This window comes from Hymenobacter sediminicola (assembly GCF_014250515.1).
Taxonomy (GTDB): Bacteria; Bacteroidota; Bacteroidia; order Cytophagales; family Hymenobacteraceae; genus Hymenobacter; species Hymenobacter sediminicola.
Genome location: NZ_CP060202.1, coordinates 4,043,937 through 4,062,266, shown reverse-complemented (window position 1 = coordinate 4,062,266; position 18,330 = coordinate 4,043,937). Strand labels below are relative to the sequence as shown.

17 protein-coding genes are annotated in these 18,330 nt (G+C 52.7%); 10 read left to right on the top strand and 7 right to left on the bottom strand.

Features of this window, described 5'->3' with window-relative positions:
- Window positions 1–169: 169 nt before the first annotated feature.
- From H4317_RS17390 to H4317_RS17345, 10 genes are all read left to right on the top strand, one after another.
- Window positions 170–856, top strand: coding sequence for a CBS domain-containing protein (locus H4317_RS17390; protein ID WP_185887821.1), 687 nt, complete (start codon window positions 170–172; stop codon window positions 854–856).
- Window positions 857–1,060: 204 nt separating this feature from the next.
- Window positions 1,061–2,353, top strand: a complete 1,293-nt coding sequence (locus H4317_RS17385) for a BamA/TamA family outer membrane protein (RefSeq protein ID WP_185887820.1) — start codon at window positions 1,061–1,063, stop codon at window positions 2,351–2,353.
- Between the two features lie 34 nt (window positions 2,354–2,387).
- The gene (locus H4317_RS17380) at window positions 2,388–3,281 is read left to right on the top strand and encodes an NAD kinase (protein ID WP_185887819.1); all 894 of its coding nucleotides are present in this window, start codon (window positions 2,388–2,390) and stop codon (window positions 3,279–3,281) included.
- Window positions 3,282–3,411: 130 nt separating this feature from the next.
- Window positions 3,412–4,281, top strand: coding sequence for a DUF6089 family protein (locus tag H4317_RS17375; protein WP_185887818.1), 870 nt, complete (start codon window positions 3,412–3,414; stop codon window positions 4,279–4,281).
- On the top strand, window positions 4,247–5,083 hold the full coding sequence (gene porG, locus H4317_RS17370) for a type IX secretion system protein PorG (RefSeq protein ID WP_185887817.1): 837 nt from the start codon (window positions 4,247–4,249) through the stop codon (window positions 5,081–5,083). Before H4317_RS17375 ends, porG begins: the two co-directional genes overlap by 35 nt.
- Before the next feature lie 70 nt (window positions 5,084–5,153).
- Entirely contained in the window at window positions 5,154–5,900 is a 747-nt protein-coding gene (gene uppS / locus H4317_RS17365; RefSeq protein WP_185887816.1) for an undecaprenyl pyrophosphate synthase, read from the top strand.
- A 15-nt stretch (window positions 5,901–5,915) separates the two neighbouring features.
- The gene (gene bamA / locus H4317_RS17360) at window positions 5,916–8,435 is read left to right on the top strand and encodes an outer membrane protein assembly factor BamA (RefSeq protein WP_185887815.1); all 2,520 of its coding nucleotides are present in this window, start codon (window positions 5,916–5,918) and stop codon (window positions 8,433–8,435) included.
- A gap of 38 nt (window positions 8,436–8,473) precedes the next feature.
- Entirely contained in the window at window positions 8,474–9,148 is a 675-nt protein-coding gene (locus H4317_RS17355; protein WP_185887814.1) for an OmpH/Skp family outer membrane protein, read from the top strand.
- 37 nt (window positions 9,149–9,185) lie between these two features.
- A complete protein-coding gene (locus H4317_RS17350) occupies window positions 9,186–9,845 on the top strand; it encodes an OmpH/Skp family outer membrane protein (RefSeq protein ID WP_260625722.1) in 660 nt (219 codons plus the stop codon).
- A gap of 97 nt (window positions 9,846–9,942) precedes the next feature.
- Window positions 9,943–11,010 carry an RluA family pseudouridine synthase gene (locus H4317_RS17345; RefSeq protein WP_185887812.1) on the top strand — a complete coding sequence of 356 codons (1,068 nt, stop codon included), beginning with the start codon at window positions 9,943–9,945 and terminating at the stop codon, window positions 11,008–11,010.
- A gap of 83 nt (window positions 11,011–11,093) precedes the next feature.
- Here the strand turns inward: H4317_RS17345 and H4317_RS17340 are convergent, their stop codons facing one another.
- From H4317_RS17340 to H4317_RS17310, 7 genes are all read right to left on the bottom strand, one after another.
- Window positions 11,094–12,704 carry a tetratricopeptide repeat protein gene (locus H4317_RS17340; protein WP_185887811.1) on the bottom strand — a complete coding sequence of 537 codons (1,611 nt, stop codon included), beginning with the start codon at window positions 12,702–12,704 and terminating at the stop codon, window positions 11,094–11,096.
- 47 nt (window positions 12,705–12,751) lie between these two features.
- Window positions 12,752–13,723, bottom strand: a complete 972-nt coding sequence (locus H4317_RS17335; RefSeq protein WP_185887810.1) for a PstS family phosphate ABC transporter substrate-binding protein — start codon at window positions 13,721–13,723, stop codon at window positions 12,752–12,754.
- Between the two features lie 464 nt (window positions 13,724–14,187).
- On the bottom strand, window positions 14,188–15,024 hold the full coding sequence (locus H4317_RS17330; RefSeq protein WP_185887809.1) for an energy transducer TonB: 837 nt from the start codon (window positions 15,022–15,024) through the stop codon (window positions 14,188–14,190).
- A gap of 228 nt (window positions 15,025–15,252) precedes the next feature.
- A complete protein-coding gene (locus tag H4317_RS17325; RefSeq protein ID WP_260625721.1) occupies window positions 15,253–16,080 on the bottom strand; it encodes an energy transducer TonB in 828 nt (275 codons plus the stop codon).
- Window positions 16,077–16,598, bottom strand: a complete 522-nt coding sequence (locus tag H4317_RS17320; RefSeq protein WP_185887808.1) for an ExbD/TolR family protein — start codon at window positions 16,596–16,598, stop codon at window positions 16,077–16,079. The genes H4317_RS17325 and H4317_RS17320 overlap by 4 nt, the downstream gene beginning before the upstream one ends.
- A 12-nt stretch (window positions 16,599–16,610) precedes the next feature.
- Window positions 16,611–17,234: an ExbD/TolR family protein gene (locus H4317_RS17315; RefSeq protein ID WP_185887807.1), complete on the bottom strand. Its 624-nt coding sequence runs from the start codon at window positions 17,232–17,234 to the stop codon at window positions 16,611–16,613.
- A 65-nt stretch (window positions 17,235–17,299) separates the two neighbouring features.
- Window positions 17,300–18,178: a MotA/TolQ/ExbB proton channel family protein gene (locus H4317_RS17310; RefSeq protein ID WP_185887806.1), complete on the bottom strand. Its 879-nt coding sequence runs from the start codon at window positions 18,176–18,178 to the stop codon at window positions 17,300–17,302.
- Between the last annotated feature and the right edge of the window lie 152 nt (window positions 18,179–18,330).

Here is an 18,330-nt window from a genome sequence, read left to right as displayed (position 1 = left end):
AAGAGAAGTTCCTCCTCTGGCCCGATGCTTGTGCAAAACCTTTTTCCACAAAATCTGCTTCCTACCCGCCAACCCTGCCCGCTTTTCGTATCTTCTTGCAAGGTAGCCTAGCCCTAGTGCCTCGCTTCTTCAAGAACCCTCGCTTTTTCTCCTTCCAATACTTCCGCCAATGCACTCGATGATTGCCGAAGACTTGCTCAACCAGATGATTCCGCCCCTGAAGGTGTCGGATACCGTCGGGAAAGCAGCCAAGTGGCTGGAGGAATTTCATGTGGGCCAGCTACCGGTGCTCGATAACCGGCAGTACCGGGGCCTAGTGACGGAAGCCGACCTGCTTGATTTTGAGCAGGCAGATAACAGCGGCCAACTGCTAGAGGGGCTTGCGTTGGGCTACGCCAGTGTGCATGTACAGCACGACCAGCATTTCTACAGCATCATGGAAATGGCCATCCAGAATAAAGTGCAGCTTGTGCCGGTTCTGAATGAAGACCATGAATACATGGGCGTTGTAACGGTAAGTGATACACTGGCCGCCTTTGGCCAGCCCCCCATTGCTGCTGGGCAGGGAGCTGTGCTGGTGCTTTCCATGGAAGAACGTGACTACTCCCTGGCGACTATCAGCCGCTATGTGGAAGAAAACAACGCCAAAATACTGAGTGCTCATGTGGCGCAGGATGAGCACGACCCATATCGGATCCGGCTTACGCTAAAGGTCAATACGCCCAGCCTAACACGTATTGCTGCTACGTTGGAGCGTTTTGGCTATGCCATTACGGCACAGTTTAATGGGGTTGGGGAGCTGGGTGAAGATGAGCAGGAGCGGTACAATGCGCTGCTGAAATACCTGAGTCTGTAGGTGTCGTCCTGGGCGCGTAAAAGGCTGTGGCTGCTGGCTTGGCTGCTTATCTACTGTCATTCCTCCTGGGCCACCACACCCCGCACCAGAATAATTGCAGGTACTCCTCCAGTTCCAGCTTCTCCTGATTCCCTACGGCTCGGCACCCTCGACAGCCTGATACAGGCGCAATGCCCTGGTTATAGTCTGTTGCGGGTTGCGTCAGTGCTATTTGTTGGTAATGAGGTGACGAAAGAGCAGATCCTACGCGCTGAGTTAGACTTTCGGGAAGGTGATACGCTACAGGCCCGACAACTCGCAAAGCAGCTAGAAGCCAACCGCCGCCGACTGTTCAATCTGCAGTTATTTCATCAGGTGCTAGTGCAACTGGCCTGCCGCAACGGCGAGCTGACCGTCCTGTTCAGCATGCAGGAGCGCTGGTATACGTTTCCAGTACCCATCTTCTCCTTGGCCGAGCGAAACTTCCGGGCCTGGGCTAACCGCTCCGACCGCTGGAGCCGCGTGGATTATGGGCTGCATCTGACCCGCAATAACTTTCGGGGCCGCAACGAGCAACTGCGCGGCAACCTGCAGCTGGGCTTCAACCGCAAATACGAACTGTTTTATGAAGCTCCCGGCTATGGGCGTCGTCGGCGAATCGGCCTTGGGGTCGGGGGCTCCTACTATCGAGCCCGCGCCCTCGACTATGCCACCGTACGGGACCAGCTAACCACATTCCGGCCCGTTGAAGGCAGCCCCATCAAACGACAGTACCTGACTGCCGGGCTGCGCTGGCGCCGCACAGTACAGTTACTAGCTGCGCTGGATGTCAGCTACCACCAAGAGCAGATTTCCGATTCCATCAACCTGCTCAACCCTGATTATTACCTGGGCCGTACTAGCCGGGAGTATTTCGATTTTGGGCTGAGTGCAGTACTCAATCAGCGCAATACGTTTGCCTACCCGCTCACTGGCCGTTATGCGCAGTTCAGGCTTATTTACCGCCATTTTCTTGCGTCGGCAGCTCCGGCTCAGCTATTGGTGCAGGGGCGCTATGCCCGGTATGTAGCATTGGGCGGCCCTTTTTACTACAGTGGAGCAGTGCAAGGGCAGTTGCGCTTCAGTCGCCAGTTGAGCTATGCCGACAATCGGGCGCTGGGCTATGACGCGCTGGTCCGGGGCTACGATGCTTACGTAATAGATGGCCGGCATTACGCACTGCTGCAGCAGGGGCTGAGTTATCGGATTTTTGATGCCGGTCGGGTAAGACTGAAAGAAGTTGCCAATCCGAAAATCAATACCATCCCGCTGGTGCTGTATTTAAATACCTTTGCCGACGCTGGTTACGTTCGGGGCGCCGCCGGTGGGTCTGCTAATCAGCTACCTGACCGTTTGCTGGCATCTGCTGGTATAGGGCTGCACTTGGTTACGTACTACGACCGGGTGTTTTCCCTTGAGTATACCCGTAACCTGCGTGGGCAAGGTGGTTTCTTTCTGCGCTCCGAGTTTCCTATCTGATCCTACTGCCCGTTCTTCGGATTACGCTTTCATTATGAAAATAGCCATTCTTGGAAAGCCCCTCGATGATGAAAGCCTGCCATTCATGCAGGATCTGCTCAATGACCTGACTCGCCGCGGTACAGAAGTCATTATTGCGGCAGCATTCTTCGAGCACCTGAGCACCCGTCTCACGCTACCCGAAAGCATCCGCACCTTCCAGCGTGGCGACTCGTTGCGCGGAGTACAGTTCGTGCTCAGTATCGGCGGCGATGGCACGCTGTTGGATACCGTAACCTATGTTGGGAGCTACGAAATCCCGATTCTGGGTATTCATACTGGTCGGCTCGGCTTTCTGGCCACCATCACCCCCGACCGAATTGCACAAGCCATGGATGCTCTCTTCAAAGGGCATTTCGTGCTGGAAGAACGCAGCTTGATCCGGGTTGATACTGATCCAGAAGTATTCGACGGCATCAATTTTGGCCTCAATGAGTTCAGTATTCTGAAGCGAGACACGTCATCTATGATTGTCGTGCACACGTACATCGACGGCGAATACCTGAATTCTTACTGGGCCGATGGTCTGGTTGTGGCCACGCCAACCGGCTCCACTGGTTATTCCCTCAGCTGTGGCGGCCCAGTAATGTTGCCCCAGACAAACAATTTTATTATTGCTCCCGTATGTCCGCACAACCTCAATGTGCGCCCTCTCATCGTGTCGGACCGCAGCGTGATTTCCTTCGAAATTGAAGGCCGGAGCAACCAATTCCTGCTTTCTCTCGATTCACGCTCAGTCGCCGTTGATGCGGGTATTCAGATTGCGGTTCGTCGTGAAAACTTCACAGTTCGTCTCGTAAAACTCAATCATGTTAACTTCCTGAGTACCTTGCGCAGTAAACTGAATTGGGGTCTTGACCGTAGAAACCCGGCTGGCACTCCTGTGTAGAAGATATTCTTTTTCTACTATTTGTTTTTTTAGTTCCCGGTATCTTCTAATTTTGTCGCCAACTGCGACTGTGTTTCTGCCAGGTTCACTTTCTCATCATCTCCTCTGATATTTTTAAACACCGCTCCATATGAAGCAAATCTTCACCTACACCCTAGCGCTGGTACTGGCCCTGTCGCTGGTAGCCTCCGAGGCGAGTGCACAGCAGTTTAGTAAGCGAAAGCAATACAACTCTGTGGGCGTGACCCTGAGTGCCATGAACTACTTTGGCGACGTTACGCCTAAGCCGAGCATTCCTAGCCTGCGTTTTGGCGCTACACGTCCTAGCTTGGGCGTAACCTTCACCCACCGGTTTACTCCACGTATCTCGGCTCGTGCTGGTCTGTCGTATGGCCGTATCACCGGTGATGACTCGAAAGCAGCTGATCCGAATGATCCAGATGGCAAATACCGCTACAACCGTAACATGAGCTTCCGCAATGATATTGCAGAACTCGCCGTTGTAGGTATCTTCGACCTGATTCCGAACCGCAACACGTATGTGAAGCGTCCTGATCTGGTTCCTTATGTATTCGGCGGTGTTGCCGGTTACATTGGCAATCCTAAAGGCCTGTACAATGGTACCTATGTGGCATTGCAGCCTCTGAAAACGGAAGGTGTTGCCTATGACAAAGGCGGTATTGCTATTCCTTTCGGTGGTGGTGTACGCTACAAAGTAAACAAGAGCTTCGATGTTGGTTTGGAGATTGGTTTCCGCAAGACCTTCAACGATTACCTTGATGATGTGAGCACTGTATATGTAGCCCAGTCATCGTTGGGTTCGGAGGCTGCTAGATATTTCGGTGGTGGCAACGTACTCAGCTCTACCGGCGAATTCACTAATTTCAACGCTCCCGGCAGCCAGCGTGGCAAGAGCGACGAGGATGACTGGTATGTAACTACCGGCATCACCGTAAACTACATCCTTGCTCCGCGCGTTAAGAGCCCAAAATTCCGCTAGCCATTCTTACTGGCTAGTATCACCTACAGCCAGTCAGATGACCAAAGCGAATCTCTTCAAAGCACTCCTTGTTTGCTCCGTGCAGGCAGGGAGTGTTTTTTTTGCCCAATCAGCAGTTGCGCAATACACTAGCGAAATAGGTGTAGGGCTGGGAGGCCTCAGCTACAAGGGTGAACTGTCACCGGGGTATCAGTTCCAGAATAACCGACCTGCGCTTACTGCTTTTTACCGGAAGGATATTTCGGCCCCAATTACGCTAAAAGGTGCACTTACAGCCGGGCTGTTACGTGCCGATGATGGCAACGTTAAGGGGGTAAATGGGCAGATTGCTCCGTTGCATGCCTATCGGCAGGCCAATATGAAAGGTAGCCTGTATGAAGCCTCTGCAGTAGTAGAGTATAATTTCTTCGACTACCATTATCGGAAAGCCAAAGTGCATTTCACCCCCTATGTGTTTGTGGGGTTGGCCGGCTTTTTAGCCAATACCACTACTGCCACAAACAATACTGCCTTGCCTGCTTTAAACCAAAGCGGCAGCATTATAGGCTTGGCAGTGCCGGTTGGATTCGGTCTTAAATACGCCGTTTCTACTCACTGGAATCTAGGCTTGGAAGCTGGAGCACGCAAAGTATTCAGCGACCAGATAGACCATATCGATGGGCAGACCAGCGGCCAGACTGATTTGGTTGGTAATTCGCACGACCAGGATTGGTATTTCTACAACGGAATAAGCATCTCCTATACTTTTTATAAAATCAACTGCCCACCGCAGTATAAGGACAACCCAAAGCTCTTGCGCTAGAAGTGGTTGTATAAACAGGGCGAATGCAACCATTTGCGTAACTTGCGGCCTCTTTACGCAAAAAGTACTAATGGCCGTTCGGTCCGAAATAGACCCCCAGAATATTCCTGCCCATGTTGCCGTTATAATGGACGGTAACGGACGTTGGGCTAAGCAGAAGGGCGGCCTCCGCATCTTCGGGCACCAAAGTGCCATTACGGCGGTGCGCGAAACTGTGGAGGCGGCTGCTGAGATAGGCGTGCGCTACCTGACGCTGTATGCGTTTTCAACCGAAAACTGGTCTAGGCCTGCGCATGAAGTAATGGCACTGATGCAGCTGCTGGTGCACACTATCCGGCAGGAGACTCCGACGCTGCTTAAAAATAGCATTCGGCTACAGTCCATTGGCCAGATCGAGAGCCTGCCAGCTTCCTGCCAACGCGAGCTGGCCGAAGCGAAGGAACTGACCAAGGATGGTAACCGGATGACCCTGGTGCTTGCCTTAAGCTATAGCGGCCGCTGGGACCTGACCCAAGCTGCGCAGCGCATGGCAACTGATGTTGCTATCGGAAAGCTTAAGGCGGAAGAAATACAGGAGAATACTGTAGCAGCGTATCTGACAACTGCAGGCATTCCCGACCCAGAATTGCTGATTCGTACTAGTGGCGAACAGAGGATTAGTAATTTTTTGCTTTGGCAGTTGGCTTACACCGAGCTCTATATAACTGACTTGCTGTGGCCTGATTTCCGGCGCACGCATTTCGAGGAGGCCATCAAGGCATATCAGCGCCGTGAACGGCGTTTTGGGAAGACGAGTGAGCAGCTAACCGTTTCGTAAGGTTTCGACGACAGAATGAATTCTTCTTTGCATACAATAGGCCGGGTTGCGGCAGTAGTAGTTACGCTTGGCCTGGGATTTCCGTTGGCTACGCTGGCGCAAACCGCCCCAGCCACAACGGGCGAGGAGCCGAAACGATACGAGTTGGGGGGCATCACCATTAGCGGTGCCCGTTATCTGGATACGAACACGCTGATTGGATTAACGGGTCTGCGTATCGGCGACCCAATTTCTGTTCCGGGGGAGGAGATAGGCAAGGCTATTCGCAAACTCTGGGACCAGGGAATCTTGGGAGACGTGAGTGTCTCTATTGAGCGCACCGAAGGAAACCGCATTTTTCTTGATTTCAACCTTAAGGAACGTCCCCGGCTGTCGAAGTTCGAATTTTCGGGCATCAGCAAGGGCCAGGCCGACGACTTGGAGAAGAAAATCAAGCTGATCCGGGGTAAAGTAGTGACGGATGCACTGCTGAGTAATACCAGAACCCAGGTCCGGAAATTCTACACCAACAAGGGGTTCTTGGATACCAAAGTGAACATCACCCAAGTACCGGATTCCAGCCTGTCCAATAGTGTGGTGCTGAGAATCAATGTGGACAAAGGCGGTAAGATCCGCATTCGAGACATTGCTTTTGAAGGCAATGAAGCATTCAAAGACAGCAAGCTGAAGGGTAAGTTCAAGAAAACGAAGGAGAAGAAATTTCCTAAATTCCTGAACTCGGGCAAGTTTCAGCGCACGGAGTTCGAAGAAGACAAGAAGAAGCTTATTGAGTTTTACAACGCCGAAGGCTACCGTGATGCCGTTATTGTGTCGGATACGCTCGAGCGGACCGGGGATGCGCTGGCACTGCGGATAAAACTGGATGAAGGACCGAAATACTACTTCCGCAACATCAGCTGGGCCGGCAACTACCTTTACGACGATAAGACCCTAGCTTCAGTACTGGGCATCAAGGAGGGAAGCGTATACAGCAAAGAAACGCTGGACAAGCGCCTCAACTACAACCCTACAGGCCAGGATATCACCTCGCTCTACATGAACGATGGGTACCTGTTCTTCTCTATCGAGCCGGTAGAAACGAAGGTGGAAGGCGACTCGATTGATATTGAGATGCGCATCACCGAAGGAGTGCAGGCCCGCGTCAAGGATATTAACATTGCCGGAAATACCAAAACGTCGGACCACGTACTGCGCCGCGAGCTACGGACGCTACCCGGCGACAAATTCAACCGCGAGCTGCTGATCCGCTCCCAGCGTGAAATTGCTACACTGGGCTACTTCGACCCCGAGAAGGTAGGTATCAACCCGGTGCCGAACCAAGCGGATGGAACTGTGGACATCAACTATACGGTGGTTGAGAAGCCCTCCGACCAGATTACGCTTTCGGGTGGCTGGGGTGGCTATGCCGGCTTTATTGGTACGGTTGGTCTGGTGTTCAACAACTTCTCGCTGCGCAAAGCTGCCGACTTCCGCAACTGGACACCAGTTCCGGCCGGCGACGGCCAGCGCCTCTCGCTGAACGTACAGGCCAACGGTCTGCAGTACCAGGCATACTCCTTCTCTTTCACGGAACCGTGGCTGGGCGGCCGCAAGCCCAATTCGCTGTCGTTTAGCCTCAATAAGAGCATTCAGCGAGTTGGAACTAGCTTCGACGCTAACTCCGAGCAGTCTATTAAGGTGAACAGCGCTGCTATTAGCTTGGGCCGTCGCCTGCGCTGGCCTGATGACTACTTCACGCTCAGCAATTCGCTGTCGGTAAGCCAGTATAAGCTGAAAAACTACCCGTATTTCCAGGGATTCAGCAACGGTAACGCCAACAACATCACGCTCAATACAACTCTGTCGCGGAATAGCATCGACAACCCGACCTATACGCGTCGGGGCTCGTCGCTGGCAATGAGCGTTAACCTGACACCGCCATACTCAGTGTTCAGTGGTTCGCACCCGAACGTGAACGAATGGGTAGAATTCCATAAGTGGATGGTGGATGCCTCGTGGTTCACCCCGATTGTAGGCAAACTAGTGCTGAATACCCGTGCGCACTTCGGCTATATTGGCACCTACAACAGTTCCCGCCCCATCGGGCCGTTTGAGCGGTTCAAGCTCGGCGGTTCCGGCCTCGCGGCGGGCGGCGGCGGCAACTTCCTCGTAGGCACTGAATACATTGGCCTACGTGGTTACGCTGACCCGAACGACCCGAATGCGCTGCCTACAGCCCAGTCGGGTGCCAGCGGCGGGGTAGCCTACAATAAGTACGTAATGGAACTGCGTTATCCAGTGTCGCTGAACCCGGCGGCTACGGTTTATGTTCTAAGCTTCGCGGAGGCAGGCAACGCCTTTAACAGCTACACCGACTACAATCCGTATAAATTGTACCGGTCGGCAGGTTTTGGTGCCCGTGTTTTCATGTCGGCATTCGGTTTGCTAGGCTTTGACTATGGTCGGGCATTCGATGCTATTCCACGCACAAGTGGCACGCAGGCTACCCAGGACCGCAACCAGTTTCACTTCATCATCGGCCAGCAGATTCGCTAACTATGGCAGCAGCGGGCCGGCTTTACGTTTTTGTACCTATGAAAAAACTGCTTTCCACGCTGGCCACTACGCTGGTGCTGCTGGTCGCAACCGGCTCTTCATCCTTCGCTCAGAAGTTTGGCTACGTCGATTCCGAATTCCTGATGAGTAAGATGCCGGCCTATGCGCAGGCGCAGACCGAACTCAACACGTTGTCGTCGAACTGGCAGAAGGAAATCGAGGCGCAGAAAAAAGACCTCGACAAGCTTTACCGGACGTATCAGGCAGAAGAAGTGCTTCTGACCGAACCGATGAAAAAGAAGCGGCAAGACGAAATCCTGAAGAAAGAACAGGATATCAAAACGTATCAGAACAAGATTTTTGGCTACGAAGGTCAACTGTTTAAGAAGCGGCAGGAACTGACCAAGCCGGTGCAGGACCAGGTTTTCGAGGCCATTGAGAAAGTGGCCAAGAAAAAGCAGTTGGCTATTGTGTTCGATAAATCCGGCGACCTGACCATGCTTTACACCAATCCGGTGCATGATTACACGGAATTCGTGATGGAAGAGCTGGGCTTGGCTACTGAAGACCGCAACCAGACCGCGCAAAAAGGCAGCGTGAAAACCGTAGCAACGCCTAAAACGCCGGCTGGCGACGACGCGGAAGTAGATACCGAGAAGGGCGCCACCACGCCTGCTCCCCGTACTACTCGCCCGGCTAGCCGAAAAAACTAACTTTGCAATATTAACCCTCTCAGACGTTCTCCTTTTGATGACCACCATGAACATGTTCCGCGTTGCGTTGGCTGCGGCCGCCCTCACTTTCACTTCGGCGACGGCTACGTTGGCGCAGGCTCCTACTACGGCGGCCACTACTACCAGCGGTCCGCTGAAAATTGGCTATACCAGCGTAGAGTACGTGCTGAGCCAGATGCCTGAAAGCAAGCAGATCGAATCTGACCTGAAAGCTTTCAGCACCCAGCTGGAGAACCAGCTCAAGAGCAAATACCAGGAGTACCAGACCAAGGCAGAAGCCTACCAGAAGGGCGGTTCTACCATGACCGACGTAGTACGCGCCGACAAGGAGAAGGAACTGACCAACATGCAGCAGTCTATCCAAGAGTTCCAGCGCAGCGCCGACCAAAGCCTGCAACAGAAGCAGCAGACGCTGCTGAAGCCTGCTTTGGACAAGCTGCAAAAAACTATTGATCAGGTAGCTGACGAAAACGGCTACACCTACGTGCTGAATTCGGATGGTGCCAGCCCAGTTCTGCTTCACGGCCCCAAAGAAGGCGATATTTCGGACCTGATTCTGAAGAAAATGGGCGTAACGCCGGGTGCTGCTCCTACTGCCCCCACTGCTGCTCCTAAGGCTACTACGCCGGCCGCTCCGGCCAGCAACACCAAGACGAAAACCAAAACGAAGAAATAAGGCTTTCTACGCCATTATTATTCGGCAAAGAGGCCGGAGCCCTGTGCTCCGGCTTTCTTGTTTATAGAAGGGCTCTATCAGGCCTGCCAGACGCCATATGACTTCCGCTGACCTCCACGAAGAAGAATTGCCCGAACAGTATGTGTCGCCTGAAGAGGATGACGCGGACGAAGGCGACGAACTGTACGAACACCACCGCATTCAGGCCAACCGTCGGCAGGAATTGCTGCGCCTTGACAAGTTCCTGATGAACCGGCTGCCCCACGCCACCAGAACCAAACTGCAGAATGCTATCAAGGCAGAAGCGGTACAGGTGAATGACCGTGCGGTGAAGTCGAACTACCGGGTAAAGCCCGGCGACGTTATTACGATTACGCTGCCTGAGCCACCGCGCGAATACAAGGTGATGCCTGAGGCTATGGACCTGGACATCCGTTACGAGGATGATGCTCTATTGCTTGTGAACAAACCGCCCGGCTTAGTAGTCCATCCGGCTTTCGGCAACTGGACCGGTACGCTGGTGAACGGCTTAGCGCACCACCTTAATAACTTGCCTACGGGCCGCAACGGTGAAATCCGACCCGGTCTTATACACCGCATCGACAAGGATACATCGGGTTTATTAGTCGTTGGCAAGACGGAATGGGCCATGACGCACCTGTCGCAGCAATTCTTCCATCATACCATCGAGCGGACGTATCTGGCACTCGTGTGGGGTATTCCGAAAGAGGAGCAGGGCACGATTCGTAGCAATATCGGCCGCAGCCTGAAGGACCGGAAAGTGCAGGCCATATTTCCGGAGGGCGACCAAGGCAAGCACGCCGTAACCCATTACAAAGTGCTGCAGACCTTCGGCCATGTAGCGTTGGTTCAGTGCAACCTCGAAACAGGCCGCACACACCAGATTCGGGTGCATATGAAGCATATCGGCCATCCGTTGTTTTCAGATAGCACCTATGGCGGCGACAAGGTGCTGTACGGCCAGCGGACTGGTGCTTATAAAGCCTTCGTAGAGAAAGCCTTTGAGTTGATGCCCCGGCAGGCGCTACATGCCAAATCGTTAGGGTTTGTGCATCCAACTACCAACGAGCAGTTGCAGTTTGAGACGGAACTTCCAGCAGATTTCGCTTCCCTATTAGCACACTGGGAAAAATTTGCTTCCTAAGTACCTGCCAGCAACAGCAAGATGCCATAAAAAAAGCCCGCTACAACAGTAGCAGGCTTTTTTTATGAGAAGCTCAAACGAAGCTATTTCTTCTTCGGAGCGGCTTTGGCGGGAGCCTTAGCAGGGGCCTTCATCGAATTGATAACCGAGTTGGCGCTTTCGTTATTGGGGTCGAGAGCCAACACTTCCTTGTAGTACGGAGCAGCAGTGGTCTTGTCACCTTTCTGATAGTAGTAATAGCCGAGGTAGCTATTTGCCTCTACCAAACCATCCTTGTATTTCGAAGGATCAGCTTTGGCCATTTCGATGTATTTCTCATAGTAAGGCTTAGCAAGACCCTGCTTGGAGTCTGGGTCCATGTAGTAATTAGCCTTGGCACGCATCAGGTAACCAGGAACGTATGTAGGACGCGCAACCAGCACTGCATTGTAGAGGCTGTCAGCTTTGTCGTACTGCTTGTTACCGCCGTAAGCTACAGCCAGACGAATCTGGTCAGTCAGTTCAGGCGTACCATCAGCCTTCATCTTGGCCTGATAGGCTTTAATAGCAGCAGGGTAGTTCTTGGCCAGCATATAGCTCTGCGCTAGCTCATTCTGCAGTTCACCAGCCTTTTTGGGGTCAGCAGCAATTGCCTTCTGAATAGCAGCAGTTCCTTCGTCAGCACGACCTGCCTTCGAAAGCATTTTACCGTAGTACACATAGTCCTCGGTAATGAGCTTGTCGGCGGGCTGCATCTTCATGTACGACTCCATTGCAGCCAGTGCTTCAGCATTCTTGTTGGTTTCAAACAACGAGTATGCCTTCAGACGGTTCATGGTCACGTTCTTTGGGTCACGAGCCAGCACTTTTTCCACTTCAACCAAGGCTTCCGGATACTTCTTCGTCAGGAACAGGAAGGAAGCATATTTGGCATCCGTACCAGGTGACTTCTCAGCTACCCCTTGGTATTTCTGGAATGTTGCTAGTGCATCGTCATACTTACCAGCGTAGAAGTAGGTCTCGGCCAATGCATTGTAAGCTGGTGCGTAGTTCGGATCAACAGCCACAGCTTTTTCGAAGGCTGTACGCGCATCGTTATAGTTACGCGAACGAACGTTCAACTCCCCTTTGCGGAAGTTAGCCAGCGCGCTGTTGGGGTCGGCCATCAGAGCACGCTCGTAGCTGTTCATGGCTTCGCCGCCGCCGTTTTCCGATTTGGCGTAGATGTCACCGCGCGCAATCATCAGCGCAGCATCATCCTTGTTTTTGTTCAGTTTGTGTGCTGCTTCTACGTAAGCAAGGCCTTTAGAAGCGTCCTTCAGATCCGACTCGGCATACGCCTGCGCAATCATCGTGTACACTTTGGCGTCCTTGCTTTTGCTGGCTTTCACCGCATTATCAAACTGTACCTGCGCCTCAGCAGCTTTGCCCTGTGCCAAGGCAGCGCGACCAGCGGCCACCATCGTCATTGGGTCCTTCGGATTCAGGCTGATGCGGTTGAAGTAGAATGCTGCCGAATCCGGCATGTCGCGCATCTGGTACAGACGCCCCAGCTCAAACGACGCTTCGGGCGATGAGCCTTGGCGGAGCAGTGCCGCACGGGCTTCACTGTAGCGCTCCAGTTCGATAGACTTCTGAGGAGTCTGGGCGAAGGCGGCAGAGCCGGAAACCGACAAGGCAACGAGGAACGAAAGATTCCAGGGCTTGAAGTTCATGAGCATTGGATGTTGGAAAAGGGTGTGTTTGTGGAAAAGAAGCAGGCTTACTGTTTCGTGGTAGTCACGATACGGGTTTGCCCGGTGGCTGGCATCAGTCCTGACTTCAGAACAATCAGCTGGCCTTTGGTACCTGCTACAAAGGATGCAAAACCGGTGCCAAGACCGGCCCGTCCCTCGCGGCTGATAATATAGACTTCCCGCCGAAGTGGGTACGTTTTAAGTGCCAAGTAAGCCTGATACGGTTGCAGATAATCGTCGGGCGAAGCAGGCTTATCTGACCGGCTGATACCAGCTACATGTACACGTTTCAGAAACCGCTGTACAGCTGCATCGTCCCGGTCGCTAATCCAGTTTGCGCCTACGATACCAATGGCGTTCGGATGAGTTGCAACGTAATCCAGCAGTGCGGGGTTCGATTTTGCAGCAAAAACCCGCTTGGTAAGCGCAGTACCACGTGTGATGGAATCCTGCACGTAACGCGTCGTGCTCGAGCGGTTGGCATCAAATACCACATCAATCGGCCCTAGTGAGTTCTTGCCGCTTATCTGCTTCCAAGAAGCACTCTGCCCCGTAAAAATGGCTTTCAATTGCGCCATAGTCAGCAGCGAATCGGGATTCGAGGGATGTACAATAATGGCTAAGCCATCAGTAGCAATTTTAGTAGTGCGTGGAATAAGCTTCTGGCTCTCCAGCTTAGCTTTCTCCGCCCCAGTCAGTTGCCGCGCTATTACAATGGCCCGCACCTTGCCAGTCATCAGGTCATCGGCCACATAGTCTTCGGCTTCATAGGCCGCTTCTATGTGCGCATAGGTATAAAGCTTCTGAAATGTATCTACCTGCGACTTCAGAATAGGCGCAAACGTTTCATCAACACTGATCTGAATGCGGCCACTGGTAGGCGTATCATCATTCGGCCCAGTGTTAGCTCCCGGGTTCTGATTACAGCTAGCCAGCAGCAGAACAGCAGACGCCAGTAGCAAGCCGGAGTTGCGCAGATTATCGAAGGGTGCGTTCATGCTTGGAGGAAGGGTTCTGGAAATGTTCCCGGTAGATGCGGGCAAATCTAATGATTCCGTAAATCACGAATACCCCTCCCAAAATACGGCGGGTACCCATCGTTAGGTTAAGGGCTATGGGGGCTACCCACAAACATACCCCTAATCCCATATATACGATGGTCATGAAAAGTAGGAAGTAACGCAGCAGCAGCTTCGGGGCCTTTTGGTTCAGGCGTTCCTCAGTGGTGGGGCGGTTCAGCATAGCAGGTGGTTCAGCGCAAAGAAACTTGTCAGCAGTATAACACGAAAATCCCCGGGGCTGGTTCGCCTGAACGAATCCAAGGGATGATTATTGCCACAAAAAAAGTCAAAAATCAGCCGGTTCAAGAGAAGCCGGCTGATTTTTGACCTGTTAAAAAACAATTTTAGTACGCTTATAAATGCGGTAGCGTGAGCCTCAGCTTCTTGCCTCCTAAAGCGAGTTAGTCGTAGCGAAAGGTAATGGGCATGTTATAGCGTACGGCTACTGAGCGTTTATTCTGCTGCCCTGGTACCCAAGATGGCATGCTCTTCACTACACGAATGGCTTCTTCGTCAGTGCCAAAACCCAGACCCTTCAGCACCTGCACATCAGCAATGGAGCCGTCGGCCTGCACAGTGAAGGAAATGAAGACCTTTCCTTCAATATTGTTGCGCAACGCCAGCGGAGGGTATTTAAGGTGTTTCTGCATGTACTTCATCAGCGCTTCGTTGCCGCCCACAAACTGAGGCATAACCTCTGCTGTAATAAAGGGCGCCGGAGGAGTTGCCGACTTAGTGGTGCCTGAATCTGTCTTACCCGAACCCGTGCCAGCACCGGTGCCTGTACCTGTACCAGGTTTGCCAGTCGAGCCGGCTATGGTTTCAATATCAGTTATCGGGCCTACATCAGTAACGGTAGGCTTGACAATCTCGGGCTTTACCAATTCGTCCTTCACCACTTGGGTGGCAATATCCTGCGCAGGGGGCCTCACGATGGGTCGCACTTGTGCGACTGGTGGTGCTACTTCCTTTTTCGGTTCGAATACTGGCACCTGCATTGGCTCTATTGCAGTGGGAGGCAGAACCATCAGTTCAGCGGCTTCGACAACAGGAGGGAAGAGCCACCGGATTATCAAAGGCGAGCTAATAAAGAGCAAACTTAGTATAATGGCTGTAGCCGAGGCGCGGGCCAAATGCTGGTGATAAAGGCGCCGCAGAATAAAGGCACCATAGGCCTTGTTGCGCCCCTCAAAGACCATGTCGTCGAGGGTGGCGGTGCGCAGATCGAGAGTGTTCATGGAATATATGGGCTAAAGGTGAAACGGATACACACAGCGCATTCCCAAGCCCGGCTCATTTTCACTTCTCGGTACCTCACACCGCCTGGCTTTCAAGGGCATAACGGCCCCATATTTCTATATAGTATGCAAGCCGTATAAATAATTTAAAAATAAAAACCCCCACAACCGGCATGCGCTGGTAGTGGGGGTTTAAACGAATCAAGCCGAAGCAGGATTCTGGTATGCTTACTTGATAGCGAAGGTTACCGGTACGGTGTAGGATACGCTAACGGCGCGGCCGTTCTGCTTACCTGGTGCAAACTTCGGCAGGTTCTTGATAACGCGGGCTGCTTCTTCGTCGCAGCCGGCACCAATACCTTTCTGAATCTTCACATCCGATACCTGGCCATCCGGGCCAACCACGAAGGCAATGAACACCTTTCCTTCAACCTGGTTCCGCAGAGCCAGCGCTGGGTACTTAATGTTCTTGGCAATGTATTGCAGCAGGGCTTCTTGGCCACCAGGGAATACGGGCATTTGCTCCACGTACTGGTATACCTTCTGCTCTACTACTTCTTCCACTACCTTGTTGCCTTCACCTTCCAGCCCATTCAAGTCGATTGGGTTGTCGGTGTTGCCTTTCACGGTAACGGTAGAAACTACCTTGTCTTCCAGTTCCTTCTGATCCGGAATTTCCTCCTCTTTCCGTACTTCCTCATCTTTTTTCACTACCGGAGGCGTGAACTTGATGGTGGAAAGCTTCGGTGGTGGCGGTGGTGGCGCCTCCGGTGGTGGGGGCGGTGGTGGTGGTTTGGTTTGGTCCAATGGAGGGGCATCCATCAGGACGTTTTCCTTCAGCATCTTGTCCTCTTCTACCACTGTATTGTCGCTGAAGATTCGCGCAATTAGCGGGAAGCTTACGATCAGGGCAAAAAAGGCAACTGCGATGAGAAGGGCGCGCGTGACGTGCTTGCTGTACAAGCGCCGCAACACATATGCACCGTAGGCCTTATTCCGGCCTTCGAACACGATGTCGTTGAGACTCGCCTGCGCTATTTGCGCATTATCCATCATAGCCCGGAGGTTTTAATGAGTTCTAAGTCAGCCTTCGAGATATCTACCAACGCATATTTCTTCTGGTCGGTGATGTTCATCTCATCCAAGATATCTACCATGTTTTGGTAGTTGGACTTGTCGTCCGGCTTGATCAGAACCACCGTTTTGGGGTTCTGGCGCTGCCGGGCCAGCAAGACCTTGCGGATCCCATCGGCCGAATAATTAGAGAGCTTCAGCTCGGGCTTCACGTCATCGGCCAGCAGGCCTTCATAATAGTAAAGCTTGTTGGCTTCACCCATTACGATAGTGAAAGCATCCGACGCCTTGATCTGTGATTGTTCGTCCGGGTTCTTTTCCTTAACCGGCATGGTCAGCTGCATTACGTTCGGCTTGTTGAACGTCGTGGTCAGCATGAAGAAGGTCAGAAGCAGGAAGGCCAAGTCTACCATGGGGGTCATGTCGATTTTGGTCGACATTTTCTTGGCCCGCTTCTTTCCTCCTTTACCGGAGTCGGCTTGTTGTTGTATTTCTGCCATGTCGCTGCTGGTTTAACGGCTCACTACCGGCTTGTTCTCCAAGTCGGTGATGAGGTTGAAACGGTTGATGTTCTTGTTTTGCATCAGCTGAATGACACGCTTCACCGTGGCTACGTCCGCGTTGTTGTCGCCTTTGATGGCAATAAACGTGGGCTTACCGACAGCTTCCTGGTTGGCTTTGCGGGCTTCCATTACCCAGTCCATCAACTGAACAGTATCAGTAACGGAAAGCAGACCAGGCTGCTTTACTTCTTTGCGCTGCTCAGTACTCATGTCGAGTAGTGAGCCAAGCTGCTGCACTGGTACACCGAAGCTATTGAGGCCACCAAAGGCGTTCTTTTGCTTCTGTGTGAAAGTGACGCCGTACTTAGCGGCCATCTTGTCGAGCAATAGGGGCTTAGCCTTGTCGCTTTCCAAGCCGAAGAACACGCGCTTATCCTTATCAATAAGAAGACGGATAACGTTGCTTTCGGGAAGCTTAAAGTCTGAAGTAGAGGCAGGAGTGTCAACCACTACCACCTCCTCCGGAGAGAATTTGGTAGTCAGCATGAAGAACGTCACCAGCAGGAAGGCCAGATCCACCATCGGGGTCATGTCCAGCGAGGGGCCGGTTCTGTGAGGCTTTACTTTACCCATTTCGTGCGTGGTTGAGAATATTCAGAAAAACGAAAAATACGCGCTGCTATTGCGTTAACCGCAACTTAGGCAGTATAAGTTTCCGTCGTCTTCTCGCCGTGCTGAGCAGCAAAGGTCTGAATGATGCTGAAGCCAGCCTCGTCGATGCTGTAGGTCAGCTCGTCAATTTTGCTGGTGAAGTAGTTGTAGGCAATGATGGCAATGGCCGAACCGGCAATACCGATAGCCGTGTTGATCAGTGCTTCCGAAATACCTTCTGCCAGCGCTACTGCATCAGGGTTACCAGCTTGAGCCAGAGCCGAGAAGGCCTTGATCATACCGAATACCGTACCCAGCAGACCTACCAGCGTCGATACCGAAGCAATGGTAGACAGGATAACGAGGTTTTTCTCCAGCATTGGCAATTCCAGAGTCGTCGACTCTTCGATTTCCTTCTGGATGGCCAGGATTTTCTGGTCTTTGTCCATGCCACGCTCACGTGCCATTTCCTGGTACTTCAGCAGGCCCGACTTAACTACGGCGGCTACCGAACCTTTCTGCTGGTCGCAGGCGGCAATAGCACCAGTGATGTCGTTCACGTTCAGTTTCTGACGAACAGTACGAACGAAGCTTTCCACACCTTTAGAGCCTTTGGCTTTGCTGATGGTCAGGAAACGCTCAATCGAGAAGGTCAGTACCAATAGGAACAGCGTCATCAGGAGTGGTACGATGACACCACCTTTGTACACCGTACCAAGGTAATTGCCGGGCAGAGCTGCATTAGCGTTGTCATTGCCCACAAAGTTGCTAGGGTTGCCCAGCACGAATTGGAAGATGATAATGCTTACAACGAAGGCCAGCGGAATCACGATGGCGGCAAACGCGGATCCGCCTTTCGCCTCACCCTTAGGCGCGGCAGGAGCGGCAGGCCGCACGTTCTTGTTCAGGGCATTCTTTTGTTCCATTGTTCCGGAGAATTAGGGGGGGTTGTGGTGAAAGGTAAACTGGTGTAAAATGGGTAAACGAGCGGTAGACAGCCTTAAAGACAACAGTGCCCCGCTCACCCGCACGTATTGCCAGCGGCAAAAAACGTGGGTCTGCTCGTGTGCGGGGCCCG